At 59.3% G+C, this 18,833-nt stretch carries 16 protein-coding genes; 11 read left to right on the forward strand and 5 right to left on the reverse strand.

Going from position 1 to position 18,833, the window contains the following annotated elements; translation table 11 throughout:
• The first annotated feature begins 13 nt into the window (after window positions 1-13).
• Window positions 14-379, forward strand: a complete 366-nt coding sequence (locus tag ACEN2R_RS05280; RefSeq protein WP_442039936.1) for a hypothetical protein — start codon at window positions 14-16, stop codon at window positions 377-379.
• A gap of 59 nt (window positions 380-438) precedes the next feature.
• On the opposite strand, the gene ACEN2R_RS05285 is transcribed toward ACEN2R_RS05280, so the two are convergent.
• The 3 genes from ACEN2R_RS05285 to ACEN2R_RS05295 are packed head-to-tail and all read right to left on the reverse strand — an operon-like array spanning window position 439 to window position 2,512.
• Window positions 439-954, reverse strand: coding sequence for a gamma carbonic anhydrase family protein (locus ACEN2R_RS05285; protein WP_442039938.1), 516 nt, complete (start codon window positions 952-954; stop codon window positions 439-441).
• A complete protein-coding gene (gmk, locus tag ACEN2R_RS05290) occupies window positions 951-1,592 on the reverse strand; it encodes a guanylate kinase (protein WP_442039940.1) in 642 nt (213 codons plus the stop codon). The genes ACEN2R_RS05285 and gmk overlap by 4 nt, the downstream gene beginning before the upstream one ends.
• A 5-nt stretch (window positions 1,593-1,597) precedes the next feature.
• Window positions 1,598-2,512 carry a YicC/YloC family endoribonuclease gene (locus ACEN2R_RS05295; RefSeq protein WP_442039942.1) on the reverse strand — a complete coding sequence of 305 codons (915 nt, stop codon included), beginning with the start codon at window positions 2,510-2,512 and terminating at the stop codon, window positions 1,598-1,600.
• Between the two features lie 139 nt (window positions 2,513-2,651).
• Here ACEN2R_RS05295 and ACEN2R_RS05300 point away from each other — a divergent pair, with 139 nt between their 5' ends.
• Window positions 2,652-3,335 (forward strand): PAS domain-containing protein, encoded by a 684-nt coding sequence (locus ACEN2R_RS05300; protein WP_442039944.1) that lies wholly within the window; start codon window positions 2,652-2,654, stop codon window positions 3,333-3,335.
• Here the strand turns inward: ACEN2R_RS05300 and ACEN2R_RS05305 are convergent.
• On the reverse strand, window positions 3,332-4,702 hold the full coding sequence (locus ACEN2R_RS05305) for a class II 3-deoxy-7-phosphoheptulonate synthase (RefSeq protein ID WP_442039946.1): 1,371 nt from the start codon (window positions 4,700-4,702) through the stop codon (window positions 3,332-3,334). The two genes, ACEN2R_RS05300 and ACEN2R_RS05305, sit on opposite strands and share 4 nt — an antisense overlap.
• Before the next feature lie 171 nt (window positions 4,703-4,873).
• Here ACEN2R_RS05305 and ACEN2R_RS05310 point away from each other — a divergent pair, with 171 nt between their 5' ends.
• The 9 genes from ACEN2R_RS05310 to ACEN2R_RS05350 all read left to right on the forward strand — a co-directional run bounded on the left by ACEN2R_RS05310 (window position 4,874) and on the right by ACEN2R_RS05350 (window position 14,847).
• Window positions 4,874-5,878, forward strand: a complete 1,005-nt coding sequence (locus tag ACEN2R_RS05310) for a GlxA family transcriptional regulator (RefSeq protein ID WP_442039948.1) — start codon at window positions 4,874-4,876, stop codon at window positions 5,876-5,878.
• Window positions 5,879-6,222: 344 nt separating this feature from the next.
• Window positions 6,223-7,410 carry an ABC transporter substrate-binding protein gene (locus ACEN2R_RS05315; RefSeq protein ID WP_442039951.1) on the forward strand — a complete coding sequence of 396 codons (1,188 nt, stop codon included), beginning with the start codon at window positions 6,223-6,225 and terminating at the stop codon, window positions 7,408-7,410.
• An 82-nt stretch (window positions 7,411-7,492) separates the two neighbouring features.
• Window positions 7,493-8,281 (forward strand): ABC transporter ATP-binding protein, encoded by a 789-nt coding sequence (locus ACEN2R_RS05320; RefSeq protein WP_442039953.1) that lies wholly within the window; start codon window positions 7,493-7,495, stop codon window positions 8,279-8,281.
• A complete protein-coding gene (locus tag ACEN2R_RS05325; RefSeq protein ID WP_442039955.1) occupies window positions 8,278-8,985 on the forward strand; it encodes an ABC transporter ATP-binding protein in 708 nt (235 codons plus the stop codon). The genes ACEN2R_RS05320 and ACEN2R_RS05325 overlap by 4 nt, the downstream gene beginning before the upstream one ends.
• 3 nt (window positions 8,986-8,988) lie before the next feature.
• Window positions 8,989-9,384, forward strand: coding sequence for a hypothetical protein (locus ACEN2R_RS05330; protein WP_442039957.1), 396 nt, complete (start codon window positions 8,989-8,991; stop codon window positions 9,382-9,384).
• Between the two features lie 34 nt (window positions 9,385-9,418).
• Complete coding sequence (locus tag ACEN2R_RS05335) at window positions 9,419-10,429, forward strand: branched-chain amino acid ABC transporter permease (protein ID WP_442039959.1); 1,011 nt, start codon at window positions 9,419-9,421, stop codon at window positions 10,427-10,429.
• On the forward strand, window positions 10,426-11,727 hold the full coding sequence (locus tag ACEN2R_RS05340) for a branched-chain amino acid ABC transporter permease (protein ID WP_442039961.1): 1,302 nt from the start codon (window positions 10,426-10,428) through the stop codon (window positions 11,725-11,727). The genes ACEN2R_RS05335 and ACEN2R_RS05340 overlap by 4 nt, the downstream gene beginning before the upstream one ends.
• A gap of 96 nt (window positions 11,728-11,823) precedes the next feature.
• The gene (locus ACEN2R_RS05345; RefSeq protein WP_442039963.1) at window positions 11,824-14,238 is read left to right on the forward strand and encodes a GcvT family protein; all 2,415 of its coding nucleotides are present in this window, start codon (window positions 11,824-11,826) and stop codon (window positions 14,236-14,238) included.
• A gap of 9 nt (window positions 14,239-14,247) precedes the next feature.
• Window positions 14,248-14,847 carry a nucleotidyltransferase family protein gene (locus tag ACEN2R_RS05350; protein ID WP_442039965.1) on the forward strand — a complete coding sequence of 200 codons (600 nt, stop codon included), beginning with the start codon at window positions 14,248-14,250 and terminating at the stop codon, window positions 14,845-14,847.
• On the opposite strand, the gene ACEN2R_RS05355 is transcribed toward ACEN2R_RS05350, so the two are convergent.
• Window positions 14,844-18,620, reverse strand: coding sequence for a Hint domain-containing protein (locus ACEN2R_RS05355; protein WP_442039967.1), 3,777 nt, complete (start codon window positions 18,618-18,620; stop codon window positions 14,844-14,846). The two genes, ACEN2R_RS05350 and ACEN2R_RS05355, sit on opposite strands and share 4 nt — an antisense overlap.
• Between the last annotated feature and the right edge of the window lie 213 nt (window positions 18,621-18,833).

Below are 18,833 nucleotides of genomic sequence, written 5' to 3' on the forward strand. Positions count from 1 at the left end.
GGGATGACGAACGATGAACGAAAGACCGAATGGCAAACAGTCGCTGCTGGTTGTAGGAAACCTGTCAGACTGGATCGCCTCTGGCAAAGACCTGCCCCGCGACGGCGATATCGTGTTTTCTGATTTCGCCGATCTGTCCGAGGCGTTCTTGATAAAAATACGGCCCGAACTGGTGCTGTCACAGCTTCTTGCAACCGGATTCGATGCGGTGGATCTGGCACACCGGCTGTGTGATCTGGGGTATGTCGGTCGATATGTCGCCCTGACCGGGCCGCTGGTGCATGCCGACCTGATCAAGGCCGAGGTCGACAGATCCTGTCCCAATCTTGAGTTCGATATCATCGAAATCGGGGCGGCCAGCGACGTTCGCACACTTTAGACTGCGGCCTTGATCCGGCGGCACTAACGCCAAGACTGTTGATTTAAATCAATAGCTTGTCAGATGATCTTCAACCCGTTTGCGAACCGTTTCGCGTTCTTCTGGTAACCGACGGCGGATTGCACCAGTCTGGCCTGCGCCTCTGCATCCAGAAGGCGCACAACCTTACCCGGCGCACCCATCACAAGCGACCCGTCGGGGATCACCTTGTTCTCGGTAATCAACGCCCCCGCGCCGATCAGACAGCCCTTGCCGATGACAGCGCCGTTCAGCACAATCGCCCCCATCCCGATCAGTGTTCCGTCGCCGATGGTGCAGCCGTGCAGCATCACCTTATGCCCGATGGTGCAATTCTCGCCTATGATCAGCGGCGATCCCATGTCGGTGTGCAGCACGCAGTTTTCCTGAATATTGCTGCCGCGCCCCAAATGGATCACCTCGTTATCGCCGCGCAACGTGCTGCCGAACCAGACAGATGACTGATCCTCCAGCACAACCTTGCCGATCAGATTGGCGTCTGGCGCGACCCATGCGTCGCCAAGGGTCGGTGCAATTCCATCCAGTTCATAAATCATGTGCGGTCCTCGAATTCCTTGTTCAGCCGGCGTACCGTTTCCACCAGATCGGGCTGCTGCGATATTCGCATCCGTTCGGCGCTGACAATTGTTTTCAGTTTATTTTCAGTCTCTTCCAGGTCGTCGTTCACCAAAACAAAATCATATTCCGGCCAATGGCTGATCTCGTCCCGGCTTTTTTGCATCCGCTTCGCTATGACCTCGGCGCTGTCTTGCGCGCGCGAAATCAGGCGGCGTTCCAGTTCGGGAATCGACGGCGGCAGGATGAAAATCGACAGCACATGCTTGCCCAGAACAGAGTTCCGCACCTGTTGCCCGCCCTGCCAGTCTATGTCGAACAACACGTCACGCCCGGCAGTGATCGCCTCTTCCACGGGACCGCGCGGCGAGCCGTAGAAATTGCCGAACACCTCGGCATGTTCCAGCATGTCGCCGGCCTCGATCATTGTCTCGAAGGCCTCGCGCGTGCGGAAATAATAGTCGGTCCCGTCCAGCTCTCCGGGGCGGGGCGTGCGCGTGGTGGCAGAAACGGAAAACCGGATCGTCGGGTCCCAAAGCATCAGGCGCTTGGCCAATGTGGATTTGCCCGCACCCGAAGGCGAGGAAAGGATAATCAACAGGCCACGGCGTTTCTGCATTGATCTCACTCTATGTTTTGGACTTGTTCGCGCATCTGGTCGATCACCGCCTTAAGGTCAAGGCCGATGCGCGTCAGATCGGTCGACTGCGCCTTGGCGCACAGCGTATTGGCCTCGCGGTTGAATTCCTGTGTCAGAAAATCAAGCTTACGCCCGATCGGGCCTTTCGCCGACATCAAATCTCGCCCCGCCTTGATATGCGCGCCCAACCGGTCGATTTCCTCTGTCACATCGGCCTTGACCGCCAGCATCGCCAGTTCCTGTGCCACGCGGGCGGGATCGGCCCCGTCAGAATGCCCCAGAACCCGCGCCAGATTGGTCCGCAGGGCGTCGGCCACCTGCGGCTTGCGCGCCTCTGCGGCACGGGCGGCATCGGCGGTCAACTGCTCGATCAGCGCCATCTGGTCCAGCAGAACCTGATGCAATGCGGCCCCTTCGGCGGCGCGCATCGTGTTGAAGTCGGACAGCAAAACCGGCAGATCCACCAAAAGCGCGGCCAGCAACGGGCCTGTGTCCTCGTCCTCGGTGACGGTGGTGTCCAGCACGCCGCGAATGGAAAGCACCTCGGCGGCAGAGGTGCCGGACAACGAGACATGCGCGGTGTGCGCCGCCTGCTCGATCTCGGCCAGCGCCTCCATCACGCGGGCAAGCTGTGCGGCGTTCACACGCATAGGCACCTGCGCATCGTCGCGCTGGACGCGCAGGGCAAGGCTGATGTTTCCGCGGGCCGCAGCAGCGGTGACGGCGCTGCGCACGGCGGTCTCCAGCCCGTCGATCCACTCGGGGAGGCGCAGCCGCAGGTCCAGCCCCTTGCCATTCACGCTGCGCATATCCCAACCCCAGCTATAGGCCCCCGTCTGACCCTTGCGCGCGGCAAAGCCGGTCATCGAGTTCATGTTTTGCACATCCAGGTTAACCATCTGCTAATTTTCCCCGCTGAAATCGCGTCGATCCGTGTCATATTAACGGAAAGGTAATCTTTGTGGACATAGAGTTAACAGAGGGTTGTCCGCCCCACAACAAAGCCGGTGTTGTGCCATGACGAGTAAGGAGAGTTCCGTGAAGGACAATTCTAATCATTTGAAGAACGTAATTTCGCTGTCACGGGTCCAGTCCGACCAGCGTTTTCCGGTTATTTCAGCCGTAGAGGCCTATTGGACCGCGTTGCGCGGTGGGCGATCCGTTCCGTTCCGGTTCGACATCGACCCACGAGGCATCGAACACGCACTGGAATACACGTTCATGCTGGAACGCATCGCGCCCGGCATCGCGCGCCTTCGCTTTGCGGGGTCTCACCTGAATGACCTGATGGGGATGGAGGTGCGCGGAATGCCCCTGTCCGCGCTGTTCGCAGGTGGTGCCAGAGCCGCGATCACCGATACGCTGGAACAGGTCTTTTCGACCCCCGCAATTGCCGACCTGACGCTTCGCTATGCCGGACGGTTCGGTGTGTCGCCGCTGGATGCGCGGATGGTGATTCTGCCGTTGCAAAGTGCCGATGGCCAGATCGACCGCGCCATGGGGTGTCTGGTCAGCAACGGCACTATCCCCAGCGGGGCCTGCCGGTTTGACATCACCGACACACGGACAACGCAGCTGCCGCCGCACATTTCGGCAGCCCCGCGGCCCCGCATGGCCTTTGCCGAGGCACAGGCACCATTTGCCCCACAGCGTTCCGCACGGATAGCAAAAGGGCCGAACACAACGCGTCCGGCCCTTCGTTTGCTAACATTCGACGACTAAATCGAAGCCGCCTGTGCGGTCTCGCGGCGGCCCGACAGCTCGCCCGCCACCAGAAACGCCAGTTCCAACGCCTGACTTGCATTCAGACGCGGGTCACAGGCGGTGTGATAGCGATCCGACAGATCCTCGTCCGTGACCGCGCGAACACCGCCGGTGCATTCGGTCACATCCTTGCCGGTCATCTCGAAATGAACGCCGCCGGGGTATGTGCCCTCTGCCGCGTGAACCGCAAAGAATTCGCGGACTTCGCGCAGCACGCTTTCAAAGGGCCGCGTTTTATAGCCGGATGTGGATTTGATGGTGTTGCCGTGCATCGGGTCGCAGCACCAGACAACCTTCATCCCCTCCTCCTCGACGACGCGGATCAGCTTTGGCAGGTGGTCACCCACTTTGCCCGCGCCGAAACGTGCGATCAGGGTCAGGCGGCCCGCTTCGTTTTCGGGGTTCAGTGTGGCGATCAGCTGCTTCAGGTCGTCGGTGGAAATCGACGGGCCGCATTTCAGGCCGATCGGGTTCTGGACACCTTTGCAGAACTCGACATGCGCACCGCCGGGCTGACGGGTGCGGTCGCCGATCCACAGCATGTGACCAGAGCCGGCAACCGGCAGGCCAGAGGTGGAATCGATCCGGCACAGCGCCTCTTCATACTCCAGCAGCAAGGCCTCATGGCTGGTGTAGAAATCAACGGTGCCCAATTGATGGCTGCTGTCAGAATTGATGCCCGCAGCGGTCATAAAGTCCAGCGCATCCTGAATCCGGTTGGACAACTCGCGGTATTTCTCGGCCTTGTCGGCCTCGGCAAAGCCGGTTGTCCAGCTGTGCACGCGGTGGATATCGGCGAAACCGCCCTGCGAGAACGCCCGCAGCAGGTTCAACGAGGCCGCCGATTGTGTGTAGGCCTGCAACATCTTCTGCGGGTTCGGGATGCGGGATTCCGGTGTAAAGTCCAGCTCGTTGATGATGTCACCGCGGTAGCTGGGCAATTCAACGCCGCCGATGACTTCTGTCGGTGCCGAACGCGGCTTGGCGAACTGCCCCGCCATACGGCCCACCTTGACCACGGGCACTTTGGCCCCATAGGTCAGCACGACCGCCATCTGCAACATCACCTTGAATGTGTCGCGGATGTTGTCTGCGGTGAATTCCTCGAAGCTTTCGGCGCAATCGCCGCCCTGCAACAAAAAGCCCTGCCCGTTGGCAACCTGGCCCAGTTCGCGTTTCAGCTTGCGTGCTTCGCCGGCAAAGACAAGCGGCGGATACTTTGCAAGCTGTGCCTCGACCGCATTCAGCGCGGGCACATCCAGATAGTCAGGCATTTGCACACGCGGTTTCGCGCGCCAGTCCGACTTGCTCCAGGCCTTGGTCATTGTCTTTTCTCCAACAGGTTAGCGGTATCAGGCCCGTATATAGTCAAGCCAAACGGATATTGCCAACGCCCATTTTGACCACTTGCATGTCGCGAATAATCAATTCCGGGCCTTGTGGGGCGGTCATAAAACTGTTTCCGTTGGTTAGCTTGAAAAAAGGATGCTTGCGCAATGCAGGTGAGTCGGCAACAAAAAGACAGATCAACCAGCGAAACAAAGCCCAAGCGCTTTGTCTTTTTGCTGTTGAACAAGTTCACCATGCTGTCATTTGCCGGTGCGATCGAGCCGCTGCGCATTGCCAACCGGATTTACGGTCAAAAGATCTATGACTGGAAACTTGTGGCGGAAAACGCGGAAAGCGGCGTTTGCTCCAACGGGTCCAGGTTCGGAATTGATATGGGACTGGAAGAGATGTCGCGCGACGATATAATTCTGGTCTGTGGCGGCGTCGATGTGCAATCCGCCACCACAAAGCCGATCCTGAACTGGCTGCGCCGCGAAGCCCGGCGCGGGGCGACGATCGGCGGGCTGTGCACGGGGGCCTACACGCTGGCCAAGGCGGGTCTGCTGGAAGGCAAGCGCGCGACGATCCACTGGGAAAACCAGGACAGCTTTCTTGAGGAATTCCCCGAGGTGGAGCTGACAAAATCGGTGTTTGTCGTTGACGGGTCACGATATTCAACCGCAGGGGGCACCTCGTCGATCGACCTGATGCTGAAGATCATTGCCGATGACCACGGCGAGGATCTGGCCAATACGGTTGCCGACCAGTTGATCTATTCATCGATACGCACGGATCAGGATACCCAGCGCCTGTCGATTCCGACCCGCATCGGCGTGCGCCACCCAAAGCTGAGCCAGGTGATCCAGATGATGGAAAACAACATCGAGGAACCGATCAGCCCTGCGAAACTGGCCAAGGATGTCGGCATGTCCACCCGGCAGCTGGAGCGTCTGTTCCGCCGCTATCTGAACCGCAGCCCGAAGCGGTATTACATGGAACTGCGCCTGTCCAAGGCGCGCAACCTGCTGATGCAAACCGATATGAGCGTGATCAACGTGGCCCTTGCCTGCGGATTCGCCTCGCCCTCGCATTTCTCGAAATGCTACCGCTCGCATTACGATACGACCCCCTACCGTGAACGCGGTGCGCATGCCGGCCGGCTGTCGATCTAGGCAAGAATCGCGGATCGGCGCGGCCCGCCCTGCGGGTTGTGGCGGATTGGCACGGCTGGCTTGACGCAACGTTACACATTGACCGGCCTTAAATGCAGCCGGAATTTTGTTCCGGTGCCCGCCTTACGTGCCGCACAATCGCCCATTTTAAGACATTTATTCGGGGCAATTGACTACAATACCAAGAAAAACCATGTAAATACCCTGATTTCACGCCCTTGACCCCGCATTTGGCGTTAAAACCGGGCACAGATGTCGGCTTGCCCCCTATCGGCGCGCTTTTCTTTTGTAAAATCGGTATCTAATCTGCACTCTGGATTATCTGTCCAACTTGGGAGACGACAATGAAAAAACTACTCATGGCGACCGCTGCAACCGCATTGATGTGCGCTGGTGCGGCCTCGGCCGAGACGATTAAAATCGGTGTGATCCTCGGTTTCACCGGCCCGCTTGAATCCATCACCCCCGCAATGGGTGCCGGCGCAGAGCTGGCGATGAAAGAAGTCAACGATTCGGGCATGCTTCTCGACGGGTCCACCGTCGAATCGATCCGTGGCGATTCCACTTGCGTCGATGCTGCGGCGGCAACTGCGGCGGCAACGCGCCTTGTGACCTCTGACAAGATCAACGCGATCATGGGTGCCGACTGTTCCGGCGTGACCGGCGCGATCCTTGCCAATGTTGCGGTGCCTAATGGTATCGTGATGGTGTCGCCCTCCGCCACCTCGCCCGGTCTGTCCACCGCCGAGGATAACGGCCTGTTCTTCCGCACCGCGCCCTCCGATGCCCGCCAGGGTGTTGTGATGACCGACATCCTGACAGAGCGTGGCGTGAAAACCGTGGCCCTGACCTATACCAACAACGACTACGGCAAGGGACTTGCTGACGCGTTCCAGGCCGCATTCGAATCCGCAGGCGGCACCGTGACCATTTCCGCCGCGCACGAAGACGGCAAGGCAGACTATTCCGCAGAAGTTGGCGCGCTGGCCTCTGCCGGCGGTGATCTTCTGGTTGTGGCCGGTTACGTAGATCAGGGCGGGTCCGGCATTATCCGTTCGGCGCTGGACAGCGGTGCGTTTGACAAATTCTATGTGCCTGATGGCATGGTCGGCGAAAAGCTGAACGAAAAGTTCGGTGCCGAGATGAACGGATCCTTCGGCGCCCTCCCCGGCACCGACAGCCCCGGTGCCGGAACCTTTGGCGCGTTGGCAACAGCCGCCGGTTTTGACGGCACCAGCGCCTTCGCCCCGGAATCCTATGATGCGGCTGCGTTGATCATGCTGGCCATGCAGGCCGCAAAATCCTCGAAATCCGCTGATTTCGCGGGCAAGGTCATGGATGTTGCCAACGCCCCCGGCGAGAAGATCTTTCCGGGCGAACTGGCCAAAGGTCTGGAGTTGATCGCGGCGGGCACCGACATCGACTATGTCGGCGCATCGGCTGTCGAACTGATCGGACCGGGCGAATCCGCTGGCAACTACCGCGAGATCGAGTTCAAGGACGGCAAATACGAAACGGTAAAGTTCCGCTGAACCTTGCCAGAGTGACAATGAACGGCCCGGGGCATTTCCCGGGCCGTTCCCATAAAAACAAGACGTGACATTTGGGGGTCCGATGATAATCGTCGAAGACTTGCACAAACATTTCGGGGGGTTCCACGCTGTGGACGGGGCCTCGCTTAAGATCGACGAAGGGTCGATTACCGGCTTGATCGGCCCTAACGGCGCAGGAAAGACTACTCTTTTCAATGTGATCGCAGGCGTTCTTAAGCCAACGTCAGGACGCGTGACGATGCGGGGCGAGGACATCACGGGCCTGCCCCCGCACGAGCTGTTTCACAAGGGCCTGCTGCGCACCTTCCAGATCGCCCATGAATTCGGGTCGATGACTGTCCGCGAGAACCTGATGATGGTGCCCGCTGCCCAATCCGGCGAAACCCTGTGGAATGCCTGGTTCCACCGAAAACGGATCGAGCAGGAAGAGGCCACCTTGTTGAAGAAGGCCGACGAAGTCCTTGAATTTCTTACAATAGATCACCTCAAGACCGAGAAAGCGGGCAACCTGTCCGGCGGCCAGAAAAAGCTGTTGGAACTGGGGCGCACGATGATGGTCGATGCGAAAATCGTGTTTCTTGACGAGGTCGGCGCCGGTGTGAACCGGACGCTGTTGCACACGATCGGCGATGCGATCATCCGACTCAACAAGGAACGCGGCTATACCTTTGTCGTGATCGAACATGACATGGATTTTATTGAGCGTCTTTGTGATCCGGTGATTTGCATGGCCGAGGGCAAGGTTCTGGCCGAAGGATCATTGGCCGAGATCAAGGCGAACGAGCATGTGATCGAGGCCTATCTTGGTACCGGGCTGAAAAACAAAGCCAAGGCGGGGGCAAACGCATGAGCTTCCTGATCGGCGAGAATATGACCGGCGGTTACGGCACTGGCGCGGACATTCTGCACGACTGCACCGTTGCGGTGGACAAGGGCGAAATCGCGGTGATCGTCGGCCCCAATGGCGCAGGAAAATCCACCGCGATGAAGGCCGTGTTCGGCATGCTGAACCTGCGGTCGGGGCATGTCATTCTGGACGGCGAGGATATCACCGCCCTGTCGCCGCAAGACCGTGTCGCCAAGGGTATGGGGTTTGTGCCGCAGACGCACAATATATTCACCTCGATGACCGTCGAAGAAAACCTGGAGATGGGGGCCTTTATCCGGCGCGACGATTTCAGCGATACGATGGCGCAGGTCTATGACCTGTTTCCGATCCTGAAGGAAAAGCGTTATCAGGCCGCTGGCGAGCTGTCGGGCGGGCAGCGCCAGCAGGTTGCCGTGGGACGTGCGCTGATGACCAAACCAAAGGTTCTTATGCTGGACGAGCCCACAGCCGGCGTTTCCCCGATTGTGATGGACGAGCTGTTCGACCGCATTATCGAGGTCGCCCGCGCCGGTGTCACGATTCTGATGGTGGAACAGAACGCGCGGCAAGCACTTGAAATTGCTGATAAAGGCTATGTTCTGGTCCAAGGCGCCAACCGTTTCACGGACACCGGACAAGTGCTGTTGCACGACCCCGAAGTTCGCAAATCCTTTTTGGGAGGCTAGACCATGCGTTTCGCTTTTATCGCTATTCTTGTGTGGCTTCCGTTGCCTGCTGTGGCCGACATGCAATTCTCTTGCGACCTTGTCGGGCTGGAAAAATCCCTATCCCTGACGGCAAGCGACAGCGACCGTCAGGTCATCGCCGGAAAGCCCAACCTGTCGATCGACGGCGATGGATTTACCACGATGCTGGCCGTGCCCGAGGGGGACGGGTCAAGCGGCGCGGTCGCGTTGAACCTGATGGGCAAGCTGTCCGGTAATGGCCCAAAGGCCGCCCGCCTGCAAATTTCCGCCGACAATTCCGCCCGCCTGACCTATCCCGGCCCGAAAAAATCCGTGGTCGAATTCATCGGCACCTGCCCCGGCGCCGCCGATTGGGCACGCAAGGCAGCCGGATCATGACCGGACGATACCACCCCACTGAAAGGCCCTGTTCATGGATCTACTGAACGCTGTTGTCGCGCTATCGAATTACGTGCTGATCCCCGGTATCGCCTACGGCAGCCAGCTTGCCATCGGGGCACTGGGCGTCACGCTGATTTACGGCATTCTGCGCTTTTCCAACTTTGCCCATGGCGACACGATGGCCTTTGGCACCATGGTCACAATCTTTGTGACATGGGGGCTACAGGCGGCGGGCGTCTCGCTCGGGCCGCTTCCGACGGCCTTGCTGGCGCTGCCATTCGGCATCGCGGCCACGGGCCTGATGCTGCTTGCGACCGACCGGATGGTCTATCGGTTCTATCGCAAGAAAAAGGCCGCACCGGTGATATTGGTGATCGTGTCGATGGGCGTGATGTTCATCATGAACGGCCTTGTCCGGTTCTTTATCGGCCCCGGTGAACAGCAGTTCGCCGACGGCGAGCGCTTCATCATCTCGGCCCGCACCTTTCGCGAGATGACCGGCCTGGCAGAGCCTTTGGTGATCCGCACCACGCAGGGCATTACCGTGGTCACTGCGATTATCGTCGTGGCCGCGCTGTTCTGGTTCCTGAACCGGACGCGCACCGGAAAATCCATGCGCGCCTTTTCCGACAACGAGGATCTGGCGCTGCTGTCGGGCATCAATCCCGAACGCGTCGTGACCGTGGTCTGGCTGTTGGCTGCTGCATTGGCGACCATTGCGGGCGTGTTATACGGGCTGGACAAGTCGTTCAAACCGTTCACTTATTTCCAACTCCTTCTGCCCATATTCGCCTCTGCCATCGTCGGTGGTCTTGGCAATCCATTGGGCGCGATCGCGGGCGGGTTCGTCATCGCATTTTCCGAGGTGACCGTCACCTACGCCTTTAAAAAGGTGCTGGGATACCTCGCACCCGCCGGATGGGAGCCGGACGCATTGGTGCAGTTGATGTCCACCGACTATAAGTTCGCGGTCTCTTTCGCGATCCTGATTATCGTTTTGCTGTTCAAACCGACCGGCCTGTTCAAGGGGCAATCCGTATGACCCATACCGTGAAAAACCTTGGCCTGTTCGCCGCACTTGCGGTGCTTCTGGCGATCACCGGGGTCGTGCAAAGCTGGGATCTGTCGTTGCAGATCCTGAACATGGGGCTGATCTCGGCGATCATGGCCTTGGGGGTGAACCTGCAATGGGGCTTTGCGGGCCTGTTCAACATCGGGATCATGGGCTTTGTCGCCCTGGGCGGTCTGGCGACGGTGATCGTGTCGATGCCTCCCACTACCGAAGCATGGCGCGCGGGGGGGGCTGGCGTTGTTCTGTCACTGATCCTCGGGGCGATGACGATTGTCGCGGCGGCGCTGGTCTGGCAACGGATGCACGCGGGCATGGCGCGCACGATTGCCCTGCTGGTCATCCTGATTGGCGGCTTCTTCCTGTTCCGCTATTTCTTTGACGGATCGGTCAACGCGGTTGAGGCGGTCAACCCCGCCAGCACCGGATACCTTGGCGGGCTTGGCTTGCCGGTCCTGCTGGCATGGCCCGTCGGCGGGGTTCTGGCGGCGGGAGCGGCCTGGGTGATCGGGAAAACCGCGCTTGGCCTGCGGTCTGATTACCTTGCAATTGCAACGCTGGGCATCGCCGAGATCATCCTTGCCGTGCTGAAGAACGAGGACTGGCTGGCGCGCGGCGTGAAGAACGTCATCGGCCTGCCCCGCCCTGTGGCCTATGAAATCGAATTGCAAAACAGTTCCGCCTTTGTGCAGGGTGCCGCCAATCTGGGGATTGATCCGGTCACCGCCTCGACCCTGTTCGTCAAACTGCAATATGCGGGGCTTTTCACTGTGGTGCTTCTGGGGCTGCTGTGGATGGCGCAAATGGCGCTGAAATCGCCTTGGGGCCGGATGATGCGCGCGATCCGCGATAACGAGGTCGCCGCCGAGGCGATGGGCAAGGATGTGACCCGCCGACATTTGCAGATCTTCATCCTTGGCTCTGCCGTTTGCGGGATCGCGGGCGCGATGATGACAACGCTTGACGGCCAATTGACGCCGGGCACCTATCAGCCGCTGCGGTTCACCTTTCTGATCTGGGTGATGGTGATTGTCGGCGGGTCCGGCAACAACTGGGGCGCGGTTCTGGGGGGCATGTTGATCTGGTTCCTCTGGGTGCAGGTCGAACCGATCGCCGGTTTGCTGATGGGGCTGATCACCGATCCGATGGCAGACGGCTGGTTGAAAACCCACCTGATCGAAAGCGTGGCGCATATGCGGCTGCTGACCATGGGGGTCATCTTGTTGCTGGTTTTGCGGTTCAGTCCCAAGGGTCTGATCCCCGAAGACTAGGTAACACGCCTTTCGCGACATATAATGTCGCCAATCGGCTGGCCACTGGCCAGCCGTTTTTTATGGTGAGGAGATGAAACCCACAGGTGGACCCCTATGAAAACCCATACAAAGGTCGCCGTCATCGGCGGCGGCGTCGTCGGATGTAGCGTTCTTTATCACCTGACCAAGCTGGGCTGGTCCGATGTCATGCTGATCGAGCGGTCGGAACTGACCTCGGGGTCGACATGGCACGCGGCGGGCGGGTTTCACACGCTGAACGGCGACACAAACATGGCCGCCCTTCAGGGCTATACAATCCGGCTCTACCGCGAACTGGAAGAAATCACAGGCATGTCCTGCGGGCTGCACCATGTCGGTGGTGTGACCCTGGCAGACACGCCCGAACGCTGGGACATGCTGAAGGCGGAGCGCGCAAAGCACCGGTTCATGGGGCTGGACACCGAATTGCTGTCGCCGGCGGAAATCAAGAAAATCGCGCCGATCACCAATGTTTCAGGCGTATTGGGCGGGCTTTACGATCCGCTTGACGGGCATCTTGACCCCTCTGGCACCACGCATGCCTATGCCAAGGCGGCCAGGATGGGCGGCGCCGAAATCGTGCTGCGCACCCCCGTTCTGGAAACAAACCCCCTGCCCGACGGCAGCTGGCAAATCGTGACCGAACAGGGCACGATCATCGCCGAGCATATCGTGAACGCGGCCGGGCTTTGGGCCCGCGAGGTCGGGATGATGGCGGGCGTCTATCTGCCGCTGCACCCGATGGAGCACCAGTATCTGGTCACCGACGACATCCCCGAAATATTCGAGCGCGGCACGGAACACCCCCACGTCATGGACCCCGGCGGCGAAAGCTATTTGCGGCAGGAGGGGCGCGGGTTGTGCATCGGGTTCTACGAGCAAGCCTGCGAGCCTTGGGCCGTCGACGGCACGCCCTGGACCTTTGGCCATGAACTCTTGGCGGACAAGCTGGAAAAAGTCGCGGAGTCCGTTGAGTTCGCCTATAAACGCTTCCCCGTTCTGGAAACCGCAGGCGTCAAGACCGTCATCAACGGTCCCTTCACCTTTGCGCCCGACGGCAACCCGCTGGTCGGCCCTGTGCCGGGCTTGCGCAACTATTGGTCGGCGTGCGGTGTCATGGCGGGGTTCAGTCAGGGCGGCGGCGTCGGTCTGACGCTGGCGCAATGGATGATCCACGGCGAACCCGAACGCGATGTTTTCGCAATGGATGTGGCCCGTTTCGGGCGCTGGATCACGCCGGGCTATACCCTGCCCAAGGTGATCGAGAACTATCAGAACCGCTTTTCCGTCAGCTATCCCAATCAGGAGTTGCCCGCCGCGCGGCCGTTCCGCACGACCCCGATGTATGACATCTGGGCGCAGCACCGCGCCGTGTTCGGCCAGCAATACGGGCTGGAGGTGCCTAATTATTTCGCGCTGAAAGACGAACCTTTGTATGAAACGCCGTCTTTCCGCCGGTCCAACGCCTGGGAGGCAACGCGGCAGGAAGTGATGGCGGTGCGCAGTGGCGTCGGCATCAACGAAGTGCAGAATTTCGGCAAATACCTTGTGCGCGGGGCCGGTGCACGCGATTGGCTGGACATCATCATGGCTGGCGCGATCCCGAAACAGGGCCGCCTGTCACTGACCCCTATGCTGGCACCGTCCGGTCGGTTGATCGGCGACTTCACCGTGTCCTGTCTGGCAGAGGATCTGTTCCAGTTGACCGCCAGCTACGGCGCGCAGGACTATCATCTGCGCTGGTTCGAGCAACACAAGGCCGCGGGCGTTACGGTTGAAAACGTCTCTGACAGCCGCACGGGCTTCCAGATCGCGGGGCCAAATGCGCGGGATCTGCTGGCAAAAGTCACCCGCGCCGATGTCTCGAACGAGGCGTTCAGGTTCATGGACGTGCGTCAGATCACCATCGGCATGTGCCGCGCATGGGTGCAACGGGTCAGCTATACCGGCGATCTGGGCTACGAGATCTACGTGGGCGCGATGGAACAGCGCAGCCTTTGGAACACTCTGTCAGAGGCGGGGCAGGAATTCGGGCTGCGCCCCTTCGGGATGCGCGCGATGATGAGCCTGCGGCTGGACAAGTTCTTTGGCAGCTGGCTGAACGAATTCTCGCCCGATTACACCGCAGCAGAGACCGGACTCGATCGTTTCATCCGCTTTAACAAACCTGCGCAATTCATTGGAAAGGCGGCAGTTCTTGCCGAGAAATCGAATGGCGCCAAGCGGAAGCTCTGTGCCTTTGTCGTCGATGCGCTGGACGCCGATGTTCACAGCTATGAACCGATCTGGATCGACGGCACCGTGCAGGGCTTTTGCACCTCTGGCGGTTATTCCCATTACGCTGAAAAATCTGTGGCCCTTGGGCTGATCCCGACAGATCAGGCGGTCGAGGGGCTGAAGGTGCAGATCGAGATATTAGGAGAGATGCGCGACGCCGTTCTTGTCACCACACCGCTTTTTGATGCGGACGGCGCCCGAATGCGCGGCTAGACTGCCGGCATGGACACTATCGCGATCCTGATTTTAGCCGCAGGGGCGTCTCGCCGTATGCGAGGGGCCGACAAACTGTTGCAAGAGGTGCGTGGCCTGCCGCTGTTGCGCGACCGTGCGGTTACCGCTTTGGCCACAGGATGCAAGGTCTGGTTAACGCTTCCGGTGCGCGCGTTGAAACGGCGCGCGGTTCTGGCGGACCTACCCGTGGACCTTGTCGAGGTGGCCGATGCGGGCGACGGCATGGCAGCGTCCCTGCGCGCCGGCATGTCCGCCTTACCCGAGACGACAGAGGGTGTCGTAGTTCTTTTGTCGGATATGCCGGACATAACATCTGACGATATAGTAAATGTTATCAATGCATTACGGCGCGATACGAATGCGCATATATGGCGGGGAACCAGTGTGGACGGCATCGCGGGCCATCCGGTTCTTTTTCCGCGCTGGTGTTTTCCCGCGCTTCTGGCTGTCACCGGTGATCAAGGTGCGCGCGATGTGCTACGCGCAAACGCCGACCGCGTGGCCACCATCGCATTGCCCGACCAACACGCCCTGACCGATCTGGACACGCCAGAGGCCTGGGCAAAATGGCGTGCCGCCGCAGATTAGATCACCAACCGAACCTCGTGCGATTTCAACGATGTCCGTGCGGATTGATAGGCACTGCGCCCCTCCCGCGAGGCCAAGTTCGGGAAAATCGTCAACAACTCCCGGCGTTGGCCTGCATCCATTCCTTCCAGCGTTTTGTCGCCCGGTTGAAAGCTTTCTGTCCAGCACCCGTCGGCACTGATGATTTGGTGAGAATCGAACATCACATGGATATATGTAACCCCCAGCGTGGTCAGCGCATCGACGCCTGCGACATGGGTCAAATGTTTGGCGGCGGCCAACACCTCGTCTTCGCCCATCCAAAGCTGCGTCCGCTCGTTCGCAACCAGCATCCTGTGCTGTGGCGACACCCGCATTTCGCGCAGGGGCAACCCGTTGCCCAGGGCGCCCGCGCTGATCCGGATCGGGTTCAGCTCCGGGTGTCTGACCAGATCTGCCGCGCCCAGATCACGCTGGCCAACCCAGCGCACCGGTTGGAACCCATGGTCGCGGGTCAGCACGCGGTCCCCCGGCTGCAATGTCTCGACGGCAACCTCTCCCTTGAAGGTCTTGATGATCGTGCCGGGCGTAAAACAGGGAACGGCAGTGACCGTTTCAATGTTGGTATAGGTCAGCACGTCGCCATTTTTAAAGGTGATGGTGCCGTTTTCGGAATTCTCCGGGTCCTGAACATGCGAGGCCACGTCGTAGGCGAACAGACTGTCATTATCGGTGCCACCTTCGCCACCATCAACCGTGTCATTGCCAAGGCCGTAGATCGTATCGTCGTCGTCGCCGCCAAACAGCGTATCAGCACCGATCCCCCCCGTCAGAGTGTCATTACCGGCACCAGCAAAAACGATATCATCGCCCGCGCCCGACAAGACGGTATCGTTGCCGTCACCAGCATAAATGATGTCTTCGTCAGGGTCGGATCCCGCAACGATATTATCACCCGCATCAACCATGTCGCCGTCGGTATCGCCGGTATAGGTGGCGTCGATGGCGTCATCGGCAGCGGTGCCAAAGACAATTCCGTCAGAAAATGGAATGCCCATTGCGTTCAGAACAAAGGGATTATCGACAAAGCCCGCATCAACGTCGACCAGCGTTATGCTGACGCCGTTCGGAAATGTCAGCAAGGTATCGCCGCCAACGCCCGTCACCGTCACATCGTGGACATTGACCGGGCGGCTGTTGTCCGCACTTAGAATTCCCGCAACATTCAGGGTGTCGATGCCCGCAAAGGTGCCGTTGCCATTGTCTGTCGGGACATCAAAGTTGTAGACGGTATCGTTGCCGTCACCGTTTTGCAGCACCATGACGTCGGCTGCGCCATCTGTCCCGCCGGCACCGTTGTCGCCCAGATTGATGACATCGTCACCGCCCCCCGCGTCGATTGTGTCGGCACCTGCACCAGCCCAAAGAGTGTCTGCGCCGCTGCCAAGAGTAACGATGTCGTCGCCGCCGCCAGCGTCGATGACAACGGACGATGTCAGGACAGAGGCGTCGAGAACATCCGTGTTGCCGGTTGCATACAGACCTTCGATCTCTGTAAAGGTGCCTGTCGCGCCTGCGTTGTCATAAGCGTAACTGCCCGCTTCATTTCCGTTAAAGGTAACCGTAATGCCATCTGTGGTTTGCCAGTTGGAAAAATTGAGCACGTCGAAGTCAACGCCGCCCTCGCCACCTTGAATAGTGTCAGTCTGATGATCTTCGGTAAGCAGGAAGATATCCTGTCCGTCCCCACCGTAAAGGTAATCGTCACCGACCCCGCCCGAGATGGTATCATTGTCCGCGCCGCCGTAAAGCTGGTCGTCGCCGCCCATACCGTCAAGGTAGTCGTTCCCTGCCCCGCCGTAAAAAATGTTGGTATAATCAGCACCTTGCCCGTCATACCCGATCAGCGTGTCATCAAAGTCAGAGCCGATCAGGCCGTCGATCCCGGCTTGCGTGTCATTCGCCGCATCGCCACCGGTCAAAGTGTTGGTCGACAGGTTCACCTGCACCGCAGAGCTGGACGCGCTGTAATCAATGGTGTCCTGTCCGGCGCCCCCGTACATCGCGTCGGCCCCGACACTGCCCACAAGGACGTCATTGCCATCGCCGCCGATCAGGGTGTCATTGCCCGTGCCGCCCTTCAGCGTGTCATTTCCTGCGCCGGTGTTGATCGTCACATCTGCGGTGCTGGACGTGGCATCTGCCAGATCGCCCTGCGCCGTGTAGATGATGTCTTCAATCTGGCTGAAGGTCACCGTGTCCGACGATGTCGTTCCGGTCAGCGTCCCGCTTTCAGGGTTTGTGCCATAGACGACCGAAATTCCTTCGGTCAGAGTCGACGCATTGATCACGTCGAAATCTGAATTGTCTACGTTTTCGCCACCTTGAATGACGTCGTTTCCGAACGCGCCTGTCAGGTTGATCGTGTCGCTGCCGGTGCCGCCAAAAATGTTGTCTGCGCTGGTGCCGCCATCTATCGTATCTCTGCCGGCCCCGCCATAGATCGCGTCTGTGCCAGTTGCCCCGCCATAGATGATGTCGTTGCCGGCATCGCCGAACAGCGTGTCGTTCCCGGTGCCGCCGTCGATCGTGTCGTCGCCGCCGGGCGCATCGAAATAGATGTCAGTTACGCTGACCAGACCGTCGTCGCCCGTTGTGCCCCGGTCTTCGTATCGGATGACGATCTTGCCGACCGGCCCCGCAATATTGACCAACATAGAGGCCTGGGCATCCGCATCCGTATAAGCCACACCTGTGGCCTGCCCGGTTTCATTGCCCGCCACGCCATCGGTGTTCGACTGCGCCAGCGCACTGCCGAATGTGATGCTGACCGGAATTGGGTTCCCGTTGATATCATAGGCAAAGACCGACACCGTATCCGAGAACAGCGTGCCGTTCGCGTCGATGTCGTTGACCCGGAAGGCGACGTTACTGACTGCGGTCGAGAAATCCAGCTGAATCTGGCTGGCCGCATCGTCACCGCCGAAAAGCATGCCGCTGTAAGGATTTACGGCATCCGATCCGGTGTCGATATTGGCAACGTAGTTCTGCGCCGCGTTGTAGATCGGTGCGGTATCGGTGCCGCCAAACCCATTTGGATGGCCTGCGGGGTTGGCATTGTATGAATAGGTAACATTGACGCCGCCGACGGCTTGAACCTGTGTGGCCGACAGCGGATCACCCGCATCAATACCCGCACCGCCGCCGCCGTTCGGATCGCTGATCGTCTGCCATTTGAAGGCCACGCGCGGGTCCTGATCGCCGTGAATCGTGTCGTCGCCCGCATCGCCATTCAGAATGTCATTGCCCGCGCCGCCATCTATGGTGTCGTTGCCGTCCCCTCCGTTGATGGTGTCATTACCCGCGCCACCATAAACGGTGTCATTGCCGCCCTGCGACATGACCGTATCATTCCCGTCGCCGGCCTTGATGATATTGGCGTTGTTGTTGATGGTGTCGCCGTCATGGTCGCCGGTGTAACCCGTCGTCATCACCTCTCCCGATGATGTGCCGGTAACGGTGCCATCGGCTGCGGGAACAGCGCTGGCTTTGGTCGAGGTGAACCCGGACGCGGGCGGATTGTTGGGAACAAAGTAAACATTGTTCGCGGCATCAAGGTAATATGAACCGGGCTCTGTCGCGGTTTGCGTCAAGATCACAAGATAGGGATAATTGTAGGTCCAACTGCCTGAACCAAGCAGCTTTGTCGGAGAGAATTCGCTCGAACCGGTCGAAATCGGATCATTTGAATTCAGAACGTTATTACCAAGAAAAACTAAATAACCAGTAGCCATTGTCCGACCTTCATACTCAAAACGACCTGGGGCCGCACCACTGCGACGCAAGCGACCACCGCCCCGTTTGCAGTGCTTCACAAGCCCAGGCTGAGGAAATCATCGTTGACTTTAGAGCAGACAAAATTGATCAAATCATGAAAATACCAAGGACAAATGCGTCTATTTCTCGGTTAAATTATGGCGATTTTTTCTGCCGGATAGGCACCGGAA

Source organism: Pseudogemmobacter sp. W21_MBD1_M6, assembly GCF_052119585.1.
Lineage (GTDB): Bacteria > Pseudomonadota > Alphaproteobacteria > Rhodobacterales > Rhodobacteraceae > JBGQOJ01.